Origin of the sequence: Dyadobacter sp. BE31 (assembly GCF_031457695.1) — a bacterium.
Taxonomy (GTDB): Bacteria; Bacteroidota; Bacteroidia; order Cytophagales; family Spirosomataceae; genus Dyadobacter.
Genome location: NZ_JAVDXA010000003.1, coordinates 499,927 through 521,356, shown reverse-complemented (window position 1 = coordinate 521,356; position 21,430 = coordinate 499,927). Strand labels below are relative to the sequence as shown.

General features: G+C 51.0%; 19 protein-coding genes. 4 read left to right on the top strand and 15 right to left on the bottom strand.

Annotation, left to right across the window (positions count from 1 at the left end; genetic code table 11):
• Window positions 1-5 precede the first annotated feature (5 nt).
• The 5 genes from J2Y43_RS17845 to J2Y43_RS17825 all read right to left on the bottom strand — a co-directional run bounded on the left by J2Y43_RS17845 (window position 6) and on the right by J2Y43_RS17825 (window position 5,142).
• On the bottom strand, window positions 6-1,739 hold the full coding sequence (locus J2Y43_RS17845; protein ID WP_309985148.1) for an ATP-binding protein: 1,734 nt from the start codon (window positions 1,737-1,739) through the stop codon (window positions 6-8).
• A gap of 1 nt (window position 1,740) precedes the next feature.
• A complete protein-coding gene (locus tag J2Y43_RS17840) occupies window positions 1,741-2,856 on the bottom strand; it encodes a universal stress protein (RefSeq protein WP_309985146.1) in 1,116 nt (371 codons plus the stop codon).
• Between the two features lie 121 nt (window positions 2,857-2,977).
• Window positions 2,978-3,343 (bottom strand): hypothetical protein, encoded by a 366-nt coding sequence (locus J2Y43_RS17835; protein WP_309985144.1) that lies wholly within the window; start codon window positions 3,341-3,343, stop codon window positions 2,978-2,980.
• A gap of 51 nt (window positions 3,344-3,394) precedes the next feature.
• Window positions 3,395-4,492 (bottom strand): porin, encoded by a 1,098-nt coding sequence (locus tag J2Y43_RS17830; RefSeq protein WP_309985142.1) that lies wholly within the window; start codon window positions 4,490-4,492, stop codon window positions 3,395-3,397.
• Between the two features lie 89 nt (window positions 4,493-4,581).
• On the bottom strand, window positions 4,582-5,142 hold the full coding sequence (locus tag J2Y43_RS17825; protein ID WP_309985140.1) for a K(+)-transporting ATPase subunit C: 561 nt from the start codon (window positions 5,140-5,142) through the stop codon (window positions 4,582-4,584).
• A gap of 38 nt (window positions 5,143-5,180) precedes the next feature.
• On the opposite strand from J2Y43_RS17825, the gene J2Y43_RS17820 reads away from it, so the two are divergent.
• Window positions 5,181-5,417: a hypothetical protein gene (locus J2Y43_RS17820; RefSeq protein ID WP_309985138.1), complete on the top strand. Its 237-nt coding sequence runs from the start codon at window positions 5,181-5,183 to the stop codon at window positions 5,415-5,417.
• 2 nt (window positions 5,418-5,419) lie between these two features.
• On the opposite strand, the gene kdpB is transcribed toward J2Y43_RS17820, so the two are convergent.
• The 5 genes from kdpB to J2Y43_RS17800 form a co-directional block, all read right to left on the bottom strand.
• On the bottom strand, window positions 5,420-7,459 hold the full coding sequence (kdpB, locus tag J2Y43_RS17815) for a potassium-transporting ATPase subunit KdpB (protein WP_309985136.1): 2,040 nt from the start codon (window positions 7,457-7,459) through the stop codon (window positions 5,420-5,422).
• A 17-nt stretch (window positions 7,460-7,476) separates the two neighbouring features.
• Window positions 7,477-9,165 (bottom strand): potassium-transporting ATPase subunit KdpA, encoded by a 1,689-nt coding sequence (kdpA, locus tag J2Y43_RS17810; protein WP_309985134.1) that lies wholly within the window; start codon window positions 9,163-9,165, stop codon window positions 7,477-7,479.
• A 15-nt stretch (window positions 9,166-9,180) separates the two neighbouring features.
• Window positions 9,181-9,258 (bottom strand): potassium-transporting ATPase subunit F, encoded by a 78-nt coding sequence (locus J2Y43_RS33615; RefSeq protein ID WP_090379866.1) that lies wholly within the window; start codon window positions 9,256-9,258, stop codon window positions 9,181-9,183.
• Between the two features lie 272 nt (window positions 9,259-9,530).
• A complete protein-coding gene (locus tag J2Y43_RS17805; RefSeq protein WP_309985132.1) occupies window positions 9,531-10,868 on the bottom strand; it encodes a sigma-54 dependent transcriptional regulator in 1,338 nt (445 codons plus the stop codon).
• 41 nt (window positions 10,869-10,909) lie between these two features.
• On the bottom strand, window positions 10,910-11,335 hold the full coding sequence (locus J2Y43_RS17800) for a response regulator (RefSeq protein WP_309985129.1): 426 nt from the start codon (window positions 11,333-11,335) through the stop codon (window positions 10,910-10,912).
• A gap of 188 nt (window positions 11,336-11,523) precedes the next feature.
• Here J2Y43_RS17800 and J2Y43_RS17795 point away from each other — a divergent pair, with 188 nt between their 5' ends.
• Window positions 11,524-12,147, top strand: coding sequence for a YceI family protein (locus J2Y43_RS17795; RefSeq protein ID WP_309985128.1), 624 nt, complete (start codon window positions 11,524-11,526; stop codon window positions 12,145-12,147).
• Window positions 12,148-12,202: 55 nt separating this feature from the next.
• On the opposite strand, the gene J2Y43_RS17790 is transcribed toward J2Y43_RS17795, so the two are convergent.
• The 5 genes from J2Y43_RS17790 to J2Y43_RS17770 all read right to left on the bottom strand — a co-directional run bounded on the left by J2Y43_RS17790 (window position 12,203) and on the right by J2Y43_RS17770 (window position 17,531).
• Window positions 12,203-12,967 carry an SDR family oxidoreductase gene (locus tag J2Y43_RS17790; RefSeq protein ID WP_309986670.1) on the bottom strand — a complete coding sequence of 255 codons (765 nt, stop codon included), beginning with the start codon at window positions 12,965-12,967 and terminating at the stop codon, window positions 12,203-12,205.
• A 92-nt stretch (window positions 12,968-13,059) separates the two neighbouring features.
• On the bottom strand, window positions 13,060-13,968 hold the full coding sequence (locus J2Y43_RS17785) for a helix-turn-helix transcriptional regulator (protein ID WP_309985126.1): 909 nt from the start codon (window positions 13,966-13,968) through the stop codon (window positions 13,060-13,062).
• 196 nt (window positions 13,969-14,164) lie between these two features.
• Window positions 14,165-14,434: a UBP-type zinc finger domain-containing protein gene (locus tag J2Y43_RS17780; protein WP_309985124.1), complete on the bottom strand. Its 270-nt coding sequence runs from the start codon at window positions 14,432-14,434 to the stop codon at window positions 14,165-14,167.
• On the bottom strand, window positions 14,434-16,095 hold the full coding sequence (locus J2Y43_RS17775; RefSeq protein ID WP_223404578.1) for a response regulator: 1,662 nt from the start codon (window positions 16,093-16,095) through the stop codon (window positions 14,434-14,436). Before J2Y43_RS17775 ends, J2Y43_RS17780 begins: the two co-directional genes overlap by 1 nt.
• 35 nt (window positions 16,096-16,130) lie before the next feature.
• Window positions 16,131-17,531: an ATP-binding protein gene (locus J2Y43_RS17770; RefSeq protein ID WP_309985120.1), complete on the bottom strand. Its 1,401-nt coding sequence runs from the start codon at window positions 17,529-17,531 to the stop codon at window positions 16,131-16,133.
• Between the two features lie 164 nt (window positions 17,532-17,695).
• Between J2Y43_RS17770 and J2Y43_RS17765 the strand changes: the two genes are divergently transcribed.
• Together J2Y43_RS17765 and ligD are read left to right on the top strand one after the other, a co-directional pair.
• Window positions 17,696-18,457, top strand: coding sequence for a DUF72 domain-containing protein (locus J2Y43_RS17765; RefSeq protein ID WP_309985118.1), 762 nt, complete (start codon window positions 17,696-17,698; stop codon window positions 18,455-18,457).
• A gap of 32 nt (window positions 18,458-18,489) precedes the next feature.
• On the top strand, window positions 18,490-21,216 hold the full coding sequence (ligD, locus tag J2Y43_RS17760; RefSeq protein WP_309985116.1) for a DNA ligase D: 2,727 nt from the start codon (window positions 18,490-18,492) through the stop codon (window positions 21,214-21,216).
• The last annotated feature ends 214 nt before the right edge of the window (window positions 21,217-21,430 follow it).

The window sequence follows — 21,430 nt, the reverse complement described above, 5'->3', positions numbered from 1 at the left end:
GCGCGTCAGGCGAGTTTTTTCAATGCAATAGTGAAAGTGCTCCCTGCTCCCAGCTCGCTTTCAACGGTAAGCGTACCGTCCTGGGCTTCCATGAATTCGCGGCTGATCGCGAGGCCCAGGCCGGTACCCTCTTTGGTAGAGCCCGGCACCCGGAAATAGCGGTCAAAAATCTTATCCTTGTATTCCTGTGAAATACCCTGGCCGCTGTCGGCAACGGCAATGCGCACTGTTTGCGCGTCTTCTTCCAGGATAATGCGGATGCTGGAATGGTCGTAGGAATAGCGGATCGCATTCGAAACCAGGTTGGTAAGCACCCAAGCGGTTTTCTCCGAATCGGCCAGTATGCTGGATTGCACGCCATGATCCTCGATTTGGAGGCGGATATCCCGGCTTTCGGCCTGGGTTTCGTTGGCTGCGATGGCATATTGCACGATTTCGCGCGGCGAACTGCCTGCGATATTGAGCTGTATTTTACCGCTTTCCACCTGGGTAATGTTCAGCAGTTCGCCGGTGATTTTCAACAGGCGGTCGGCGTCCTCGCGGATGCTGTCGAGCAGGCTGCGCTGTTCCTCGTTGGTATCGCCTACCCGTTCGTTACGAAGCAGGTCGAGGGTTATTTTAATGGAAGAAATAGGCGTTTTAAGCTCGTGCGAGACGTTGGCGATGAAATTCGTTTTGGCAAAATCCAGCTCTTTGTACGGCGTCACATTACGCAGAATGATCACGTGCCCGATCGAGCGGGGCTGTTGCTCACCGGTTGGGACGATGGAAATATCGACGTATTCCTTTTCGAAATAGCTTTCCTTGTCGTCGGCGTAGATTTTCATGGCAGCACTTTGCCCATTGGCCTTCGCCTGCGGTTCGAAAAGGTCTTTCACCAGCGAGCGGACGAGGTCGTTGTGCAATGCAATTTCCGCGGCATTGCGGCCTACGAGCTCGGATGCCTGCAATCCGGTTACCTTCCGGGCCACTTCATTGGCAAATATCACCTTCCGGTTTTCATCGAGGCCTATTACCGGGTCGTGCATGTTGTCGATCAGCGTCTCCACCCGCTTTTTCTCGATCATCAGCCTGGCCAGATTACTGCTGTTATACTCTTCCAGCTTCTCAGCCATGGTATTGAACGACTGCGCCAGTTGCCCGTATTCGTCGCGGCTCCCGAAATGCACCCGTTCGGTATAGTTCTCGTTGGCAATCTGCCGGATACTTTCCGTGAGCTCGCGGATCGGGTTGGCAATGTTGCCAGGCAAATTCACGAACAATGTGAACGCCACAATGAAGCACAATGTGCCTGTGATCCCGATCCACACCATCGAGCTTTTGGACGTTTGGCTCGCAATGTGGCTTTTCCGGTTGATGGCGTCGAGGTTAATACTCATGATTTCCAGCGCATCATTTCGGATCAGATCCACGGTTTCCTTGTCACGCACATTGGCTTTCAGTATTTCAAAATGGCCTGCCAGCTGAGCGGTAAGTTCTTTCTCCCCGATTTCCGTGATATTCTTCTGCTGGGCTTCGAGGTTCTTTTTAAATACATCCAACGCCCCTGCGTGCACTTCCAGCTCGTCGAGTGCACGGAGCATCTGCCGTGTGTATTCCAGCGAGTTATGATTGGCGATGAGGATATTGCGCGAGTCGGCCGAAAGCAGGCTCACCTGCCTGATCCCCACCACGGCGAGCACCGTGATCATGGCGAAAAGCAGGCCTATACCCATCCTCAGTTTGGTTTTGATTTTCATTTCAGGAAAGTATTACGAGGTCAATGTCGGAAGAAGACATTTTATTTAAAAGCCCGTTGAACACATTCGTGGCCAGAATCACCTTGAAAAGGTTCAAATGCGGCTTCCCTATGCATATGGTCGTGATCTTGTTCTTTTCGGCCACTTCCACGATCGTTTTGGCAATGCTGCCGCTCTCCATTTTGATCACATTCCCACCCAGCTCGGTGGCCAGTTTGAAATTGTTGATCAAATGCCGCTGCTTCGCCAGTCCGATCCTGCTCGCCGACTCGCCGGGCGTTTGCACGTACAGCAAAAACCAGCTGCTATGGTAGTAATTGGCCAGTCGCGCTGTTTTGCGGATCACATTGCGGGCCGTCTTTTCGTTGCTGCTAATGCACGCCAGAAAACGCTCGTGTTTGAGCGCCATACCTGGCTGGATTTCGCTTTCCACTTTCCGCTCCACTTGGGAAGCCACTTCTTTCAGCGCCAGTTCGCGGAGTTGGAGAATGTGCTGCGGTTTGAAGAAGTTCTGTAAAGCAGCCTGTATCTTCTCCTCCCGGTAAATCTTCCCTTCTTTCAAACGGGTAATGAGCTCGTCGGCGGTGAGATCGATATTCACCACCTCGTCGGCCAGGCCCAGTACCTTGTCGGGAATGCGCTCGGCCACTTCCACGCCGGTAATCTCCCGCACTTCCTGGTTCAGGCTTTCGATATGCTGGATATTCACCGCCGAAATCACGTTGATCCCCGCTTCGAGAATATCCAGCACATCCTGCCACCGCTTGGCATTTTTACTCCCCTCGATATTGGAATGCGCCAGTTCATCCACGATCACCACCTCCGGCCGGAGGGTAATCACTGCCTGCACATCGAACTCTTCCAGCTCCTTCCCTTTGTAAAACAGCTGCCGCCGCGGGATCACCGGTAACCCTTCCAGCAGCTCGTGGGTTTCTTTGCGGTTGTGGGTTTCGATATAGCCAATCTTCACGTCGATGCCCGTACGCAGGAGCGCATGGGCTTCCTGCAACATGCGGTAGGTCTTGCCTACCCCGGCGCTCATTCCGATGTATATCTTGAATTTGCCCCTCCTCGACTTTTTGATCAGTTCCAGGAAATGTTCGGCGCTGGTTTCCATTTTTTTTGAGTTGAGAGTTGCGGGTTTATTAGTTGTAAGCCGTAAGCTGTAAGCCGTAAGCTATAAGTAGTAGGCCGTAAGCTTATAGCTTATAGCTTACAGCTTATAGCTTATAGCCCTCCTAGCAGCTACTAACGTTGAGTTGTTTCAAATGGATTTTATATAAAACATCGGGAACGATGTCCGCAGGCAGCGGCGAGGGCGCGTTTCTGGTTTTCGTCCACACATTGGCATACACAAACACATTCTCGATCAGCAGCTTCACCATCGCGTCGCCTTCGCGGTACACTTTTTCCGCAAGGCCGAAACAGCTTCGCGCCGCCCGGAAATGCCGGTGTTCCATCGTGTTTTTCGTGCAAGCCGACAGGTAATGGATTGATGAATGGATAGAATTGAAAGTATGTGCTGATACTGCCGCGCAATCCGCTCCGGCCACGACAGGAAGTTCATTTCTGAGCAGGTTGATGATTTGTAACTGGGTAAACATGGTTATATGGGGTTAGAAACCGGACAAGGACGAGTCCCGTCCGGCTGATGTTCAGTTTAATGCAAAGGTCAACGCGGTGGTCAGGTAGGTTTTGTTTTTGGATAAATCATTGCCCTTGCCATTGAATATCGCATCGCGGCTGGCGAGGTTACGCGCCTCGATGCGCCACATGACCTGCGGGGAGATATGATAATCGAAGTTGAGCGACGTTCCGAATGTCTGGAAGCCATTGTCTGTGCCTGTGGCGATAATCACACCGTTTTTATCATGGTAGTACTCGCCTCTGGCAGCAATATTGATTTTCGAAGAAGGCGAAAAACGCAGGATCATCACCGGCACGTAAACCGTGTTGTAGGCGCTGCTGCCTTTCGCTTTCTGTTCGCTGCCAATGTCGAAGCCAGTGGTAAGGCCCCATTTATCCGATAGCTGGAATACCCCGTAAATGTTGTGGTAATACCGCATTTGCCGTGTGCTATCCGGCTTGTCGCTGCCGATGAATGTGCTGTAATTCAGCGTTACAGCGGCGGTGGGCTTAAAAGTCACCTGTGTCCCGAATGCGGGCGTCGAGTTGCCATCTACCCGTTGAATGCGCTGCCAGCCATTGAGATAGGTCGCCGCGAGGTACCATTTCGAATCCTGGCTGGTATATCCCAATTTTACGCCGGTTTCGAAATAGGGCGTATTTTCTGCTACTAAACTGCGCGTCAGAGCCCAGTTATCCTTCCCGATCGCGCTCTCAAAACCGATATGCGACGGCATAATACCCGCGTCGAGCCAGAGGTTATGATTTTTTGCAATCTTCACGCCCGCATTTGCTTCGAATACGTTTTTCAACACACCTGGTTCCGCGGCGTAGTTCGCATTCACATAAGTACCGGCCGCCATTGCGAGGTTCGCACGCACGCGGTCGCCCGTGTATGAGCCCTTCAGAAACGCCAGGTTCAGGTTCACCTCGCCGGTGCGGTTGTGGTTATAAATAAAACCGGGCATCGTATGGTTGTCGTTCTTACGGAAATCGTGCAGGTAATACGACTCCACATAAGCGCTCACCGCGAATGGCGATGTGTTAGTACCCACAGCGACCGAATCCTGGGCATTGGCGTGTGAAACGGAGGCAATGGCAAGCGCACTTAAAATCAAGGTTTTCATAAAAAGGTAAGCTGTTCAATCATAGCCGCGCGGTAAGAACAAGCGCAGCCCGCTGCGACGGCACTGGAAACGGGCGGCGTTTTAATGGGCTATTTCAGTTGATCAAGCGCAAGGTTCAGTTTCAGCACGTTGATTTTCGCCGGGCCAAACAACCCAAGTAACGGTCCGTTAATATGCTCTTTCACTAGCTGTTGCAGTTGCTGCGTCGGTACGTTGCGTAGCTTGGCTATGCGTTCTACCTGCACCAATGCCGCTTTTTCAGAAATATCGGGGTCAAGCCCGCTACCGCTCGCCGTCACCAGCTCCACGGGGATATTCGCCTTTTTCACACCGGGGTTATGCACCAGGAATGTATCTATGCGGGCCTGCACCACGCCCAGGTACTCCTCGTTGGAAGGACCTTTGTTGCTACCACCGCTGCCGGCAGCATTATAGCCCACCGCGGAAGGCCGCGAGTTGAAGTACTTGTCATCGGTAAACGACTGCCCGATATTGGCATAATACCGTTTGCCATTTTGTTCGATCACCTCACCTTTGCCCCGGTTGGGAAAGAGCTGGGCCACGCCCAAAATCACCAGCGTATACACGCCTGAGAAGAATATCAGCGTCACGATCGTCAACCGGATCGCTGGGAGAATGTGTTGTTTCATGGTTTTGAAATTTTTATTTTTGAGAAAAAACAAATGTTATGGACGCTGTGTTAAAGATTCAATCTTCGGAATTCACGGATGAATTGATCGAGAAGATCAAGGGATTGATTCGTGGGAAAGAAAACTCTGAGATCACAATCAGCATTAGTGAACATTCATCCAAAGGCATCCTTCGCGAGGAAACCCGTGAAGAATATTTTTCCCGTTTAGAGAATGCCATTGACAATTTAGAAAAAGGTAATGTGGTCACTCTCAGCAGAGATTACGAGCAATAATTCTAAAACCAAACACTCACAATCAAATCAATCGCCTTAATCCCTACAAAAGGCACCAGCACCCCGCCCAATCCGTAAATCAGCAAGTTCCGTCTCAGCAGTGCACTGGCCCCGATGGGTTTGTACGCAACCCCTTTCAACGCTAATGGAATAAGCAGTGGAATAATGACGGCATTAAAGATGATCGCCGACAAAATTGCGCTTTCGGGTGTATGGAGGCGCATGATGTTGAGGCCTTGCAGGGCCGGAATGGATGCGATGAATAGCGCAGGCACAATGGCGAAGTATTTGGCGACGTCGTTGGCGATGCTGAATGTCGTGAGCGTACCGCGCGTCATAAGCAATTGCTTGCCTATTTCGACGATTTCGATCAATTTGGTCGGGTCGTTGTCCAGGTCGACCATGTTACCGGCTTCTTTCGCGGCTTGGGTACCGGAGTTCATGGCTACACCTACATCGGCTTGCGCGAGGGCAGGTGCGTCGTTGGTACCGTCGCCCATCATGGCCACCAGTTTCCCTTTTTGCTGCTCGGCTTTGATATAATTCATTTTGTCCTCGGGCTTGGCTTCGGCAATGTAGTCGTCGACCCCGGCTTTTTCGGCGATAAATTTGGCTGTTAGCGGATTGTCGCCGGTTACCATCACGGTTTTTACGCCCATTTTACGAAGCCTTTCGAAACGTTCCTGAATGCCGGGCTTGATAATATCCTGCAACTCAATCACCCCGATTACCACCTCATTTTCAGCCACTACCAACGGCGTACCGCCATTGCTCGAAATGTCCCGCACTTTCTCCGCGATATCGGCCGGAAATGCATTGCCTGCTTTCTCGCTCAGTTTACGGATCGCGTCCGACGCGCCCTTGCGAATGCGCGTGTCCAGGAAGTTCACGCCGGAGCTTCGCGTTTCAGCGGTGAACTCGATGAACGTCGGGTTTTCGACGCGTAGCTGGTCAGGATGCAGATCAGCCAGTTCAATAATCGATTTGCCTTCAGGCGTTTCGTCAGCGATAGAGCTCAATGCAGCTGCTTTGATGAAGTAGCTTTTATCGATGCCATTTGCAGGCCAGAAATTGGTCGCTTTGCGGTTCCCGATGGTGATCGTACCGGTTTTGTCAAGCAGCAAAGTGTCGATATCACCCGCCGTTTCCACGGCTTTACCACTTTTGGTGATTACATTGGCACGCAATGCACGGTCCATACCGGCAATACCGATGGCCGAGAGCAAGCCACCGATGGTGGTCGGGATAAGGCAAACGAACAGCGAAATGAATGCGGCAATGGTGATGGGCGTGTTAGCGAAATCACCGAAGGGTTTCAATGTGATGCACACAATGATGAATACCAGCGTAAAACCGGCCAGCAGGATCGTCAATGCAATCTCGTTCGGTGTTTTCTGGCGGCTGGCGCCTTCTACGAGTGCGATCATTTTGTCGAGAAAACTTTCGCCCGGTTCGGTGGTTACTTTTACCTTAATACGGTCGGAAAGGACTTTGGTACCGCCGGTGACGCTGCTTTTGTCGCCACCTGCCTCCCGGATCACGGGCGCGGACTCGCCTGTAATAGCGCTTTCGTCGATGGTCGCAAGCCCTTCAATGATCTCACCGTCGGTAGGGATGATATCACCGGCTTCGCACAGGAAAATGTGGCCCTTGCGTAGCTGAGAGGAAGGAACGACTTTAATTTCATTGACATACATTTCACCCACAGTCTGGATCCATTTGGCAGGTGTCTCCTCGCGGGTCTTACGCAGGCTGTTGGCCTGTGCTTTACCACGTGCTTCGGCAATGGCTTCGGCGAAATTGGCAAACAGGAGGGTAAGCAAAAGGATCAGGAATATCACGATGTTGTAAACTATGCTACCCTGCGACTTTTCACCGGATATGACCCAGATATTCACGATCAGCATGACAAACGTACCGATCCAGACGGTGAACATCACCGGGTTGCGGAACATGATCCGGGGGTTGAGCTTCACAAAAGATTGCGCCAGCGCTTCCCGTACGAGGTCTCCCTGGAAGAGGGATGTATTTTGAGCTTTCATTTCTGCTATTCTTTTAATTATTGCATTGAAAAATATTCGGCGATCGGCCCGAGGGTCAATGCGGGAAAGAAGGATAATGCGGTGATGATCACGATCACGGCGAACACCATGATACCGAATGTGCCCGTATCGGTTTTGAGCGTTCCGGCGCTTTCAGGGACGTGCTTTTTGGATGCGAGAATACCCGCAATGGCTACCGGGCCGATAATCGGGATAAACCGTGAAAGGATGAGCACGATACCGCAGCTGATGTTCCACCACGGCGTATTATCGCCCAGGCCCTCGAAACCACTACCGTTGTTGGCGGCCGAGGAAGTATATTCGTACAGCATCTCGCTAAACCCGTGGAAGCTTGGGTTATTTAACGTGCCGGCCGTCAGTTCGGGCATCGAAACACCCAATGCGGTAGCGGCCAGGATTAGCAGCGGGTGCAGCAAGGCAACGATCATCGCGATCTTCATCTCCCGTGCTTCAATCTTTTTCCCCATCAATTCAGGCGTACGGCCCACCATCAAACCACTGATAAACACGGCCAGGATTATGAATATGTAAAAGTTAAGAATCCCCGCACCCGCGCCGCCGTAAAATGCGTTGGTCATCATGGACAGCATTTGGGTCAACCCGGAGACGGGCATGAAGCTGTCGTGCATGGAGTTGACAGACCCCGTGGAGATAACGGTGGTGGCTATACTCCAAAATGCAGAGGCAGTGGTACCAAACCTGGTCTCTTTCCCTTCCATCGCGCCCGAGCCCATATCTACACCCATTTGTGCGATTTTAGGGTTGCCGTGCAGCTCGGTGACGATCGTCGGGATGGTCAACAGCAAAAAGCCGAGCGTCATCACACCGAAGATCATCCAAGACAACCTCTTTCTTCTTACATAGTAACCCAATGCAAAAATCATCGCCAGCGGGATGATCATCTGCCCGAACATTTCGGTCATATTGGTTGTGTATGTAGGGTTTTCCAGCGGGTGCGCCGAGTTAGCCCCAAAAAAGCCACCACCATTGGTACCCACGTGTTTGATCGGCACGAATGCAGCCACCGGGCCGGTCGAAACCTGGACGGTATCGCCCTGCATGGTGTACATGGTGTCTTTGCCGTTGAATGTCATCGGCGTACCGTTGGCTAGCAGGACCAATGCAATCACAAATGAAACGGGCAGGAGAATGCGGGTGCAGGATTTTACAAAAAGATCGTAAAAATTGCCCAGCTTGTCGGTTGTGCGCTCTTTGAGGGCGATGATCACGACGGCCGCGGCGGCCATACCCGTGCCTGCGGTTACGAATTGCAGGAACATCAGAAACAGCTGCCCAAGATAGCTCATGCCCGTTTCGCCCGAATAGTGTTGCAAGTTACAGTTGACGACGAACGAAATGGCCGTATTAAATGCCAGATCAGCAGATTGCGACGGGTTACCATCCGGATTGAGCGGGAGCCAGCCCTGGTTCATCAGCACAAACATGCCCAGGAAGAACCACACCATGTTGATCGTCAGCAATGCGAACAAATGCTGTTTCCAGTTCATCTCTACATTCGGGCGGATACCGCTCAAACGGTAAAACCCTTTTTCCAAAGGGCCAAAAACGGGATCGAAGAGTGTTTTTTCTCCTCCATATACTTTCGCAATGTATTTACCGAACGGCACTGCCAGGGCGACCGTACCGACGAATAATGCGATTATACCAAATAATTCAGTGTTCATTGGATTGGGTGTTTTTTAGAATTTTTCAGGCTTCACGAGCACATAGCACATGTACACGAAGACCAGGATCGAGACGATGAATAGCGCGAGCATGATTTCAGATCTTTTCGAAATAGTGAACGGTTTTGTAAAACAGGGCGAAGCTTAGTGCGCCGGCTGCCAGAAGAAGGAGTGTTGTCATGATTTCTAAAATTTTTATAAACTCATGACAGCATATAGCAACTCCTATTCCGTCGACTCAAGTCGACGGCAAGGTGCTGATTTACAATCAGATGCTTTGAAAATGATTTTTCGAGCATGAAAAAAGCTTATCAAAATGATAAGCTTTTTTATCAGAATGGAAATGCTGGCACTATTGTGTGCAATCAGAGTTTGTACTCGTCGATCTTGCGGTAGAGCGTAGCGATACCTATTTCGAGGAGCCTTGCGGCTTCGGCTTTATTGCCGTTGGTGTAATTAAGGACTTTTTGCAAATGCAGTTTTTCGGAGCTCGCCAGCGAAAATGCCGACATGTTTTTACCGCCGTCCTGCCTTGGATGCTGCATTTCAAATGGCAGGCTCTCGATATCCAGCACCGGGCCGTCGGTGAGGATCACGCTCCGTTCGATCACATTTTTAAGCTCGCGGATATTGCCGTTCCAGGGGTTCTTTTCCAAAGCCTGAATAAAGCCCGGCGAAAGCGCAGTAATCTTCTTGTTGGTTTTCAATGCAAACTGCGTGGCAAAACTGTTCGCAAGCGCGGCTATGTCGGCGGTGCGCTCCCGTAACGCGGGCAATGTGATCTGGAAAACCGAAAGCCGGTAAAAAAGATCGCTGCGGAATTCGCCCGCTTCTATTTGCTTGGGTAAATCGCGGTGCGTAGCGGCAATCACCCGCACATTCACTTTGGTAGGATGGGTTTCCCCTATCTTGATAAATTCTCCCGATTCGAGCACACGCAGCAACTTGGCCTGTAACTCCGGCGCCAGTTCCCCTATCTCATCGAGGAAAATGGTACCGTTATTCGCTTCTTCGAAAAGCCCCTTTTTGTCGCGCACAGCACCTGTGAATGCGCCTGCCTTATGCCCGAACATCTCGCTTTCCAGCAAGTCCTTCCCAAATGCCGAGCAGTTGATGGCCACAAACGACTTTTTACCCCGGTTGCTGGCCTGGTGAATAGACTGCGCGAACACCTCCTTACCCGTACCTGTTTCGCCCAGCAGGAGCACTGTCGTGTCCGTGGGCGCCACGCGGCGTGCGAGGTCGATGCAGGCCAGCAGGTTTTTGGATTTGCCGATAATAGCATCAAATGACCGCCTCTCGCCCAGTTGCTTTTCCAGACTGACCACCCGGCGGTTTAGTTCCGTTTTTTCAATGGCTTTGTACAACAGCGGAATGATCTTATTGTTGTCGTCGCCCTTGGTAATGTAATCGAATGCACCGTTTTTGATTGCCTGCACACCGTCGGGAATGTTTCCGTAGGCCGTCAGCAGGATCACTTCCAGCAGAGGGTATTTCTCCTTCAAGGCTTTCGAAAATTCCACGCCATTCCCGTCCGGCAGCTTCACATCACAAAGTACCACATCGATATCCGACTGGTCGAGCTTTTTCCAGGCCGTTTTAATATCCCCCGCTTCGATCACCTCAAAGCCTTCCAGCTTGATCACGCGGGCCATCAGGCCACGCAGTTTTTCCTCGTCGTCGACGATTAGTATTTTTTTCATAGCGCAGGCCAAAGCCAGGGGAGTAAACCCTTGGTTAAAAGTCAATGATAATAATTAGGATGCAGGCAATAGGCCCAATAGTCGTACATCACCCTGATCCTTGCTTTCAGTTCTTCGAAGCTATTCTCCTTTTTGAAAAAACCCTGAATGGTCGATTCATAGGCGGTTTCGATTACCAGCGGGTTATCCGCCGTGCTCAGAAAAACGAACGGGATCGATTTCTTGCGCAAGTACTCGTTTTTATCGATCCGCTCGCGGAGTTCCAGGCCGTTCATGACGGGCATGTTGATATCGCAAATGATCAGGAATGGCTGGTCGCGGGTGGTTTCGAGGTAAAGCAGGGCTTCAACGCCGTTACTGAAAAACAAAAGCTCGTTGGGAATATCGAGCTCCTCAACCACGCTTTTAATTAGAAACTGATCATCGGCGTCGTCTTCGATCGAAATAATGGGTCCTCTGATTGACATTGCCCGTAGCTTAATGACTAAAATCCTCGTTGCAAATAAAGCAATAAATGCTTCCAATACCAATCGGCCCCGAATTGTGTCAAAATCCGCCGCGCGTAGTTTTTCATCCGTCCCGCGTAGGCTCCGGCAGGGAGCCGGCCCTTAGTTTTGCATCAGAATCAAAATCAGCCATGAAAACAAATCAAACCATGAAAAAACAACTTCTAACACTGTTAACAGTGGCAGCGATGTTCACAAGCTGCACCGACCATGATGCTCCTGTTGGCGCAACCAACTACCATCTCGACGAAACTTCGGTAGCGGAGTGGAAAGGTTACCTCAAAACGGGTTACTTCAATGAAGGTACACTCGACGTGGAAAGCAACAGCCTGGTGATCGAAGGAGGAAAAGTAAAAAGCGGGGCATTCACGCTCCCGCTTTCATCGATTGTCAACCTGAACCTGCCTACCGACGAGTTGAAACACCAACTGGTACACCACCTGCAAAGCCCCGATTTCTTCAATATGGCGCTCCATCCGAACGTCACTTTTGAAATCATGAGCGTAGCACCCTATACGGGAACCGAGGCTGGTGTGGTTTCCGGCGCAAATTTCGAGGTGACAGGTCATTTAACACTGTTAGGCAAGAGTAATCCGGTCACATTCCCTGCCCGGATCGATCTGAACGGCGACTCCTTCAAATTAGAGGCAATCACGACGTTCGATCGCACACTATGGGGCATGACTTATGCCACAGAACCCGGCCTGCCGGACGATGCGTCCATCAAACCGGGTATCGAGGTCCATCTGAAACTCTCTGGCAACAAAAGCTAACTGAGAGAGACCTGTACACACCAAGCCGCCGCAGATCTGCGGCGGCTTTTCAGTTTTAGAGGAACATTCCCCCCGAAACTTCGATCCGCTGACCGGTAATCCAGCGCGCGTCCTCCGAACACAGGAACGCCACCACGCCGCCAATATCGTTGGGCTCGCCCACACGCCCCAGCGCCGTAATGCTGCTGATAAAGTCGGTCATGCCCGGGTGGCTGTCGAACGACTCGCTGTTGAAATCGGTATAAATCGCGCCCGGCGCCAGCGCATTCACGGTAATGCCGCGGCTGCCCAATTCTTTGGCCATGTAACGGGTGAGCGTGTCGATCGCACCCTTCATGGATGCGTAGGCCGCGTAACCGGGCGTAGAGAAGCGCGCGAGGCCTGTGGAGAGGTTCACGATCCGTCCGCCGTCTGCGAGGAGCGGTAATGCCTTTTGCGAAAGGAAATAAACGCCTTTTAAATGTACGTTCATCAGATCATCAAAATCCTGCTCACTGGTTTCAGGAAATAGAGAAGGGCGGCTGATACCCGCATTATTGATCAGAAAATCGAAAGAAACGCGGTTCCATTTGTCTTTCAGAATACCTGAAACTTGGGTAAAGAAATGATCGAAGGACTTTACATCCGCGGTATCCAGCTGAATGGCTGCCGCTTTCTGTCCCAAGGCCTCTATGGCCGCTACTACCTCGGCTGCTTCCTGCGCCTTGCTGCGGTAAACGATGATCACGTCGTTTCCTTTCTCCGCCAGGCGCAGCGCCATATTTTTCCCTAAACCACGGCTGCCGCCGGTTACCAATGCTATTTTACTTACTGATTCCATCATTTTTGCTGTTTAAAATTGATGGAACAAAGGTACCGGGCGCTAATCTGACGGATTTGCGGCTTTCAAATCAAAACTTACGAAATTCAAATCTAGGCCCTGAATGCACGCGGACTTAACGCGGTGTGCTTCTTGAAAAGGTTATTAAAATGCGAAGCCTCTTCGAAACCCAGGCTGTATGCGATCTCCGACACATTCCAGTCGGTGTGCTTCAAAAGGACCTTGGATTCCTTGATAATGCGCTCTGTAATGAGCTCGGTAGTAGTTTTGCCGGTAATTTCCTTCAAAACCTTGTTGAGATAATTGACATGGATCGAAAGCTGGTCGGCATAATCCTTGGCTGAACGCAAATTCAGCTTCTGATGCGGTGGCTCTACCGGAAACTGGCGTTCGAGCAGCTCGATGAAAAGCGATGAAACGCGTTTATAGGCATTGGTTTCGGTAAAAAGTGAGGTTGCAGGCTGCAACTTCTGCCCGAAATGAATGAGCTCAATTACATAATTGCGCAGCAAATCATACTTGTAGGCATAGTCCGACTCGATTTCCCGAAACATCTTTCTGAAAATGTATTTGATATCCTCGATCTGCTCGTCGTTGAGGAAAAAGATCGGGTTACCGCCCGGTTTAAAAACAGGTAGCTCGCGTAAACGAACGCCGCTGTTGTCCTGCGTGAGAAAATCCTCGGAGAAAATGCAGAAGAAACCCGCCTGATTTTCGTCCTGCGGCACATAACTATAGGGAATCAGCGGCGTCGCAAAAAGTAATGCATTATGTTCTATATCAATTACTTTGTCCGCATACTCCGCCCTGTTGCGACCGATAATCAGGCTGATTTTATAATAGGCCCGGCGGTTGTAGGGCATTACCCTGTTTTTCGCCGCCACACGGTACAGCTCGTCCGTCCTGAAAATATTGAAATGCCCAACCTCCTTTTGAACCTGTGCAGGTATGAGCATGGAAGTGTCCTTGTAAAACTGCTCGATCGTCGCGGATTTCGTCATAGGACAAAGTTACGAAATTCAATTGTGAATGACTGAATGACTGACTGAATGAATGAATGAATGAATGAATGAATGAATGAATAAAATAGTCATTGGGTCAGGGGTGGTCATGAATTGAGATGAGTTTAGAGAGAACAATACCTGACAAAACTTGACTACACTTGACTATACCTGACTACATTCACTCATTCAAATTTCAGTCATACTCCACAAACGCTTCATCCTTATAACACCACAACCACTTCTCCCCCGGCTCGGCTGAAGAAGCGACGGGGTGGCCGGTGCGATGAAAATGCTTGGTCATGTGCTTGGAAGGCGAGCTATCGCAGCATAAGGTGGCGCCGCAGGTCTGGCAGGTGCGCAAATGCACCCACCATCCGTCTACTTTCTTACATTCCTCGCAAACCAGCTCGTCGGCGACCTTGATCTCCTGAATATCTTCTATATGCTTACAAACCTGGCTCATTATACTTCGCTTAGATATTGGTGAACAAAACTGATCGACATCGACCCCTCGCCTACCGCCGACGTGACGCGGTTCATCGCGCCCGCGCGCACATCGCCCGCGGCAAAAATGCCCGGCGAGCTCGTTTCAAGCAGATAGGGATCGCGGTCGGCTTTCCAAACTTCCTTGAAATTTTCGTAATTCTTCATTTCGCGGCCCGTCTCGATGAAACCCTTCTTGTTTTTAATGATTTCAAGGCCTACCCATTCCGTATAGGGCTTTGCGCCAATGAAAATGAAAAGTGCGTCAGCGGGAACGGTGCGCTCCTCGCTTGTATTCAAATCCACGAGTTTCAGGCTTTCAAGATGGCCGTCGCCCTGCGCTTCCACAATTTCCGTGCAACCCAGCACGCTAATATTCTCCGTACCGGCGATCTGGTCGATCAGGTACGACGACATGGACGACGTCAGGTCATTTCTCCTGATCAGGATATACACATTGCGCGCAAACTTCGACAGGTACATCGCCGCCTGTCCGGCCGAATTACCTCCACCCAGCACGTACACATCCTTGTTTCCGCATGAGCTGGCCTCGGTGCTGGCCGCGCCGTAGTAAATGCCTTTTCCCGTAAAATCCTCTACGCCACGAGTATCCAGCTTCCGGTAGTCGACCCCCGTTGTAATCACGACGGCCTTTGCATTTACCTCGCTGCCGTCGCCTAGCACCACAGTTTTATATTTGTCCTTTAACTTAATCTCTTTCACAAACTGGGGTGAAAGGAATTCGGTCCCGAAGCGTGTCGCCTGCGTGATCGCACGCCGCGTAAGCTCTGCACCGCTCAAACCCGTCGGAAAGCCGAGATAATTTTCAATGCGGGAGCTCGTACCAGCCTGTCCGCCAGGCGCTTTCCGCTCGATCAACAAAGTACTTAAACCCTCCGAGGCGCCATATACCGAAGCCGCCAGCCCTGCCGGGCCCGCACCGATAATCACCACATCGTAAATCTGCTGTTTCGTCTTGGGATTCAAGCCAATGCGCTCTGCAATGTCGATCAGCGACGGCGTTTTGAGCAATGAACCATCCTCAAAAATCACTACCGGAAAATCGACCGGGCACAGGTTGTTACTTTGGGAAATCTGCCTGCCGGTTTCGTTCGATTCCGCATCCAGCCACAGGTAAGGCACCAGATTACCCGCCAAAAAGTCCTTGATTTCGTGCGCCTTGGGCGAAAATTGATAACCTATCACTTTAATACCCTTGAAGTCGGGGCGGTAGTTGCCCTGCCAGTCGCGGAGCAGCTCATCGATCGCCGGGTACAGTTTTTCCTCCGGCGGGTCCCAGGGTTTCATCAAATAATAATCGAGCTGCACGTCGTTGATCGCCTTAATGGCCGCTTCCGTATCCGAATAGGCCGTGAGCAGTACCCTTTTAGCGAAAGGAAACATTTTCATCGCCTTTTGAAGGAAATCCACGCCCTGCATTTCAGGCATCCGCTGATCGGAGATAAACATCGCCACCTCGTCGCCGCGGTTCTGCAATTCGAGCAGGCTTTCCATTGCCTCGGCTACGGATGTAGTGCTCAATATCCTGTATTTTTCGCGGTAGTGGGATTTCAGGTCGCGGCTGATCGCCCGGAGCACCTGCGGATCGTCGTCAATCGAAAATATAATGGGCAAAGCCATGAGAGCCTCCTTTAAATATGAGTTGAGAATTAAAATTATCCATTAAACGGGAAACATACCACAAACTCGGTACGTCCGGTTTGTGAATGCAGCGTTACGGTACCCCGATGCTGGCGCACGATCCGGTTCACGACGTCGAGGCCCAGGCCGGTGCCTTTTCCTACCGACTTGGTCGTAAAAAACGGATCGAAGATCTTGGAACGTATCTCGGCCGGAACACCCGGGCCATTATCGCACACGGTCACTTTCACAAATTCCTTATCGCGACGGGTAATGAGCGTCAGCTCCGCTTCCGGCTGATTTTCAAGCGCGTCGATCGCATTGTCGATCAGGTTTGTCCACACCTGGTTCAGCTCGCCTACCATCGCTTTGACGGGCGGTAAAGTCAGGTCAAAGTCCTCCGTGACCTTAATATTGCCCTTTTTTAGCTTGTAATTCAGCATAATGAGCGTGTTGCGAATGCCCACGTGGATATCCACGTACTCGCGCTCGCCGCCGCGGTCCATATGCGTGAAGGTTTTCACGGAGCCAACCAGCTCGGCAATGCGTTTGGAAGCCTCCTGAATATCGGCCACCATGCGCTCGGTCGTCAGGCTATTGTTGATCCAAGTCAGTACGGGCGAAAGGTCATCGTGGTTGATTTTGCTTTTCAGCATTTCCAGGTCGGCTTCCCCTACCCCGAATTCCACGAGGTTATCCGCAATGTCTTCGCATCCGTCGATATTGTTCAGGTCGAGCCAGTCGAGGATTTCGTCCTCCTTCTCCGAGCGTTTCATCATCGACAACACCGGGCGGTTGGAGTTGTTGAGCAAACTTATCATTTTACTATTTAAAAGGTCGATCTCCTCGTGCGATAAATGGATCGAAAGCAGCGATTTGAACGAATCGGGCTGCATGAGCAAATGTTCTTTCAACGACGCCGAACTGCGCACGATTGCCGCCGCGGGGTTGTTCAGCTCATGTGCGAGCCCGGCCGAAAGCTTGCCCAGCGCCATCATCTTCTCATTCTGCTGTTCGAGTTCAGTGAATTCCCGTACGCGCGACGTCATCACGATCACGAGCGCCTGCGTAAGTTCGTAATGCGAGGTCACGAGTTCCCGCAGTAACTCTTTCGGAAAAGTCATCAACTGAGCCGTTTCGAGGCACACCCCGTAAGCAATGGCTAATTTTCCGCGCGAAAACGGCAGAGCGCCCGTGACGGTGCCGGGCAAGAGTTCGGCGATAATCTGTTTGGTATTGTTTTGAAGCCGGTACAGCTCGATCCGGCCCGAAAAAATGACATGTGTGCCCACCAGCGGTTCTCCCGGCCGTATCATCATATCGCCTTCCCGCAATTCATAATGTTGGCTGCGATCTATCATCCATTGCAGCTGGTCTTCCGGTACTTCGCGAAAAACCTCGATGGCCTGCAAATCCTTTACGCCGATATCCTTCATGATAGAAACAGTGTTTATGATCAATGCGGCCAATTTCGAAATAAATCGGCATTAATGCAGCGTTTTTAAGATTTACACCCGAACATCGGTCACTACCCGTCAGGACAGTACTAATTACCCTTCGGTACGATTATTGCTCTAATTGGCTCCACAACGAACTGATAATGAAAGTGGAGCGAAAGATACACATCGGCACCTCAGGTTGGAGCTACAAACATTGGAAAGGCATTTTCTACCCCGAGACGGTAAAGCCTGCGGACTACCTGACATTTTATGCCCGGCATTTCGCCGTTTCGGAGATCAACAACAGCTTCTACAAAATGCCCACCTTGGAGATCGTCGCGAAATGGATCGATACGGTGCCGGAAGATTTCCGCTTTTGTCCCAAAATGAGCCGGTACCTGAGCCATTTGAAGAAGCTCCACGATCCGAAGGAACCCTTGGAGCGGTTTTTCAGTGTTTTCGGTCCTTTTAAAAAGCGCCTTGGTCCGGTGCTCGTTCAACTGCCCGCCAATTCGCGGTACCACGCCGACACAGCCGAAGCGTTTTATGAAGAAACCATCCAATACAAAGGCTTCCGTTTCGCGCTCGAAGTGCGGCACCCGTCGTGGTTTTCGGAGGAAAGCATTCGGCTGATGAAAAAATATCGCATTACCCTGGTTTTCTCGCAGGCCGACCGGTTCCCATACCACGAAGAAATCACCGCCAAAGACGTCTACCTGCGTTTCCACGGACCGACCTCGCTGTACAGCTCTTCCTACTCCGACGATATTCTGGAAGATTATGCCGAAAAGTTTGCTACCTGGGCCGAGGATGGACACGAAGTTTGGGCGTTTTTTAACAACGACGTCGGCGGATACGCGCTTCACAACGCTAAAAAGCTGCAAGGATTCGTCGACGCCAAGATCCACGAGCCGGCACGTTGAAAATTCCATCACTCACTAACCGCATCGCCGCCATGAGCCTTACCAAATACAACGAAAAACGTTCCTTCGACAGAACTCCCGAGCCCAAAGGCGGCAAAGCTGCCAAAGACGAGCTCATTTTCGTGATACAAAAACACGACGCCACCCGCCTGCATTACGATTTCAGACTGGAAATGGGCGGGGTACTCAAAAGCTGGGCGGTACCGAAAGGGCCGTCGACGGACCCTTCGGTGAAGCGGCTGGCGATGATGGTGGAAGACCATCCGTACGATTACAAGGATTTCGAAGGTATTATTCCGGAAGGAAACTACGGCGCCGGAACGGTGATGGTCTGGGATTTCGGCACATATGAGCCTTTGGAAGAAAAGAACGGCCAGTTGACAGGTGTTAAAGGCAAAAAAGCGCAGGAGAAACTCGCGTTGAAAGAACTGTATTCGGGCTCTTTGAAGGTGCGGCTGAATGGCAAAAAATTGAAGGGTGAATATGCTCTGGTGAAAACCAAAGGCATGGAAGAGAATGCGTGGCTGCTCATTAAGCATCGCGACAAATATGCTTCCGAAGACGACATTACCGAAAAAGACCGCTCAGCGGTCTCCCGCAGGACTTTAGATGGAATCGAAAAAGCCGGTGATGCAGTTTGGGAAAGCAATCACGAAGAGAAGAAGCCGGCAAAAAGCTCGGTTAAATCGAAATCCGCGAAAGCCGAGGCCAAAGATCCGGCGGAAGATGCAGCGACGGAAAAAAAAAGTCCGGACGTCGACATAACAGCCATTCTGAAAAAGGGTAAGAACCAAAAGTTTCCGGATGATATGCAGCCCATGCTGGCCACGCTGGTCGACGGGCCGTTTGACGATCCCGGCTGGGAATATGAGGTCAAATGGGATGGGTACCGGGCACTAGCCTACCTGAACAAAGGCGAGGTAAGCCTGCAATCGCGCAACAGGAAATCGTTCAACGACAAGTTTTACCCGATTTACCAGCAATTGCAGGAATGGAAGATCGATGCAGTTATCGATGGGGAAATTGTAGTGATCAACGAAAAGGGGCTCTCCGATTTCAATGCATTGCAAAACTGGCGGAGTGAGGCCGATGGCGAACTGGTGTACTACGCATTCGACATTCTCTGGATGGAGGGCAAGAGCCTCATTCATTTGCCGCTGAGCGAACGGAAAGCCATTTTACAAAGCATCGTGGATGAAAACAGTCCTGTCCAACTGGGTTACAGCGTAGAAGCCGATGGCAAAGCGTTTTTTGAAGCAGCGCAAAAAATGGGCCTCGAAGGCATAATGGCCAAGAAATCAGACAGTGAATATTACCCGGGCATTCGCACGCGCGACTGGCTGAAAATCAAGATCAACAAGCGGCAAGAGGTGATTATTGCGGGCTATACCTTGAACGAGGGTTCCTCCAAACTGTTCAGTGCATTGCTGCTTGCGGCTTATGATAAAGGCGAGCTGCATTATGTCGGCAAAGTGGGCACGGGTTTCAAGGAAAAACAGCAGAAGGAAATGATGGCGCTTTTCAAACCATTAATTACCAAAAAGAGCCCGTTTAAAGAAACACCCGACTACAATAAACCCTCGCGCTTCCGCCCCAACCCGCCGCACGCGAATGCAACCTGGCTGAAACCCGAGCTCGTTTGCGAGATCAGTTTTACCGAAATCACGCAGGATGGCGTGTTCAGGCACCCGTCGTTTGAGGGAATGCGGGAGGACAAATCGGCAAAAGAAGTGGTGCGGGAAGTGGAGAAACCTGCGGACGAAATCGTGGACGAGACGGAGGACACAGGGAAAGAGATCATCAGAAAGCCTGCCAAAGCCAAAAGAAAGACGCTTTTGAACCCAAAAGAGGAAACCCAGGTGCGGAAAATCAACGGACACGAGGTGAAGTTCTCAAATTTGGGTAAACTCTACTGGCCTGACGATAAAATCCGGAAACGCGAGCTCATCAACTACTATTACCAGGTGGCGCCATTCATTTTGCCCTACCTCGAAAACCGTCCGCTGTCGCTCAACCGCTTTCCAAACGGCATTAAAGGTAAAAGCTTTTACCAGAAAGACGTCACCGGCAAAGTACCCGACTGGATTGAGACAACTCCATATGTATCCGAGGGCGAGCACAAAAACTTCATGCTCTGCAACGACGAGGCCACATTGCTCTATATGGCTAACCTGGGCGCCATCGACGTCAATCCATGGAATAGCCGCGTAGAAACACCCGACAACCCCGACTGGTGCCTGCTCGACCTCGATCCCGACACCGGCAATACATTCGAGCAAGTGATCGAAACTGCCCAGGCGATCAAAGGCCTCCTGGATTCGCTTAGCGTGCCTTCTTATTGCAAAACATCCGGCTCCACCGGCTTGCATATTTACATTCCGCTCGGCGCCCGGTACAGCTACGACCAATGCCAGCTCTTCGCCGAATGGGTGGCAGGCCAGGTACAACAGCAGCTTCCTGATTTCACCAGCGTGGAGCGCCTCACCAAAAACCGCAAAGGCAAACTCTACATCGATTACCTTCAAAATCGCCCCAAAGCCACGCTCGCCGCGCCCTACTCGGTTCGGCCCAAACCCGGCGCTACCGTATCTATGCCCCTGTATTGGGAAGAGGTAAAGAAGGGATTACAACTGAAAGACTTTACGATTTTAAATGCGATGGAACGTATTCAGCGCGAAGGCGACCTTTTCAAACCGGTTTTAGGCGAGGGTATCGACCTCGAAGAAGTGATCGGCAAAATGGATGTGACTACCAGCTAAAAGTCAAAATCCTCCTACTTTTTGTCAATAAATAACCACCCAACCCCTCATTGTAGTAGTAATGTAGGGGTGATTTTTCCGTGAAAACATTTCACTTGTGCAATATGAGGTAGTAATGTAGTAATGCTTTGCTGCGTAGCTGCCTCTTTGTGCCTCTACCTTTGTCAGCGATACGCAAGTATTACTTTTTCAATAATTAATTGGGCAAAGGTCA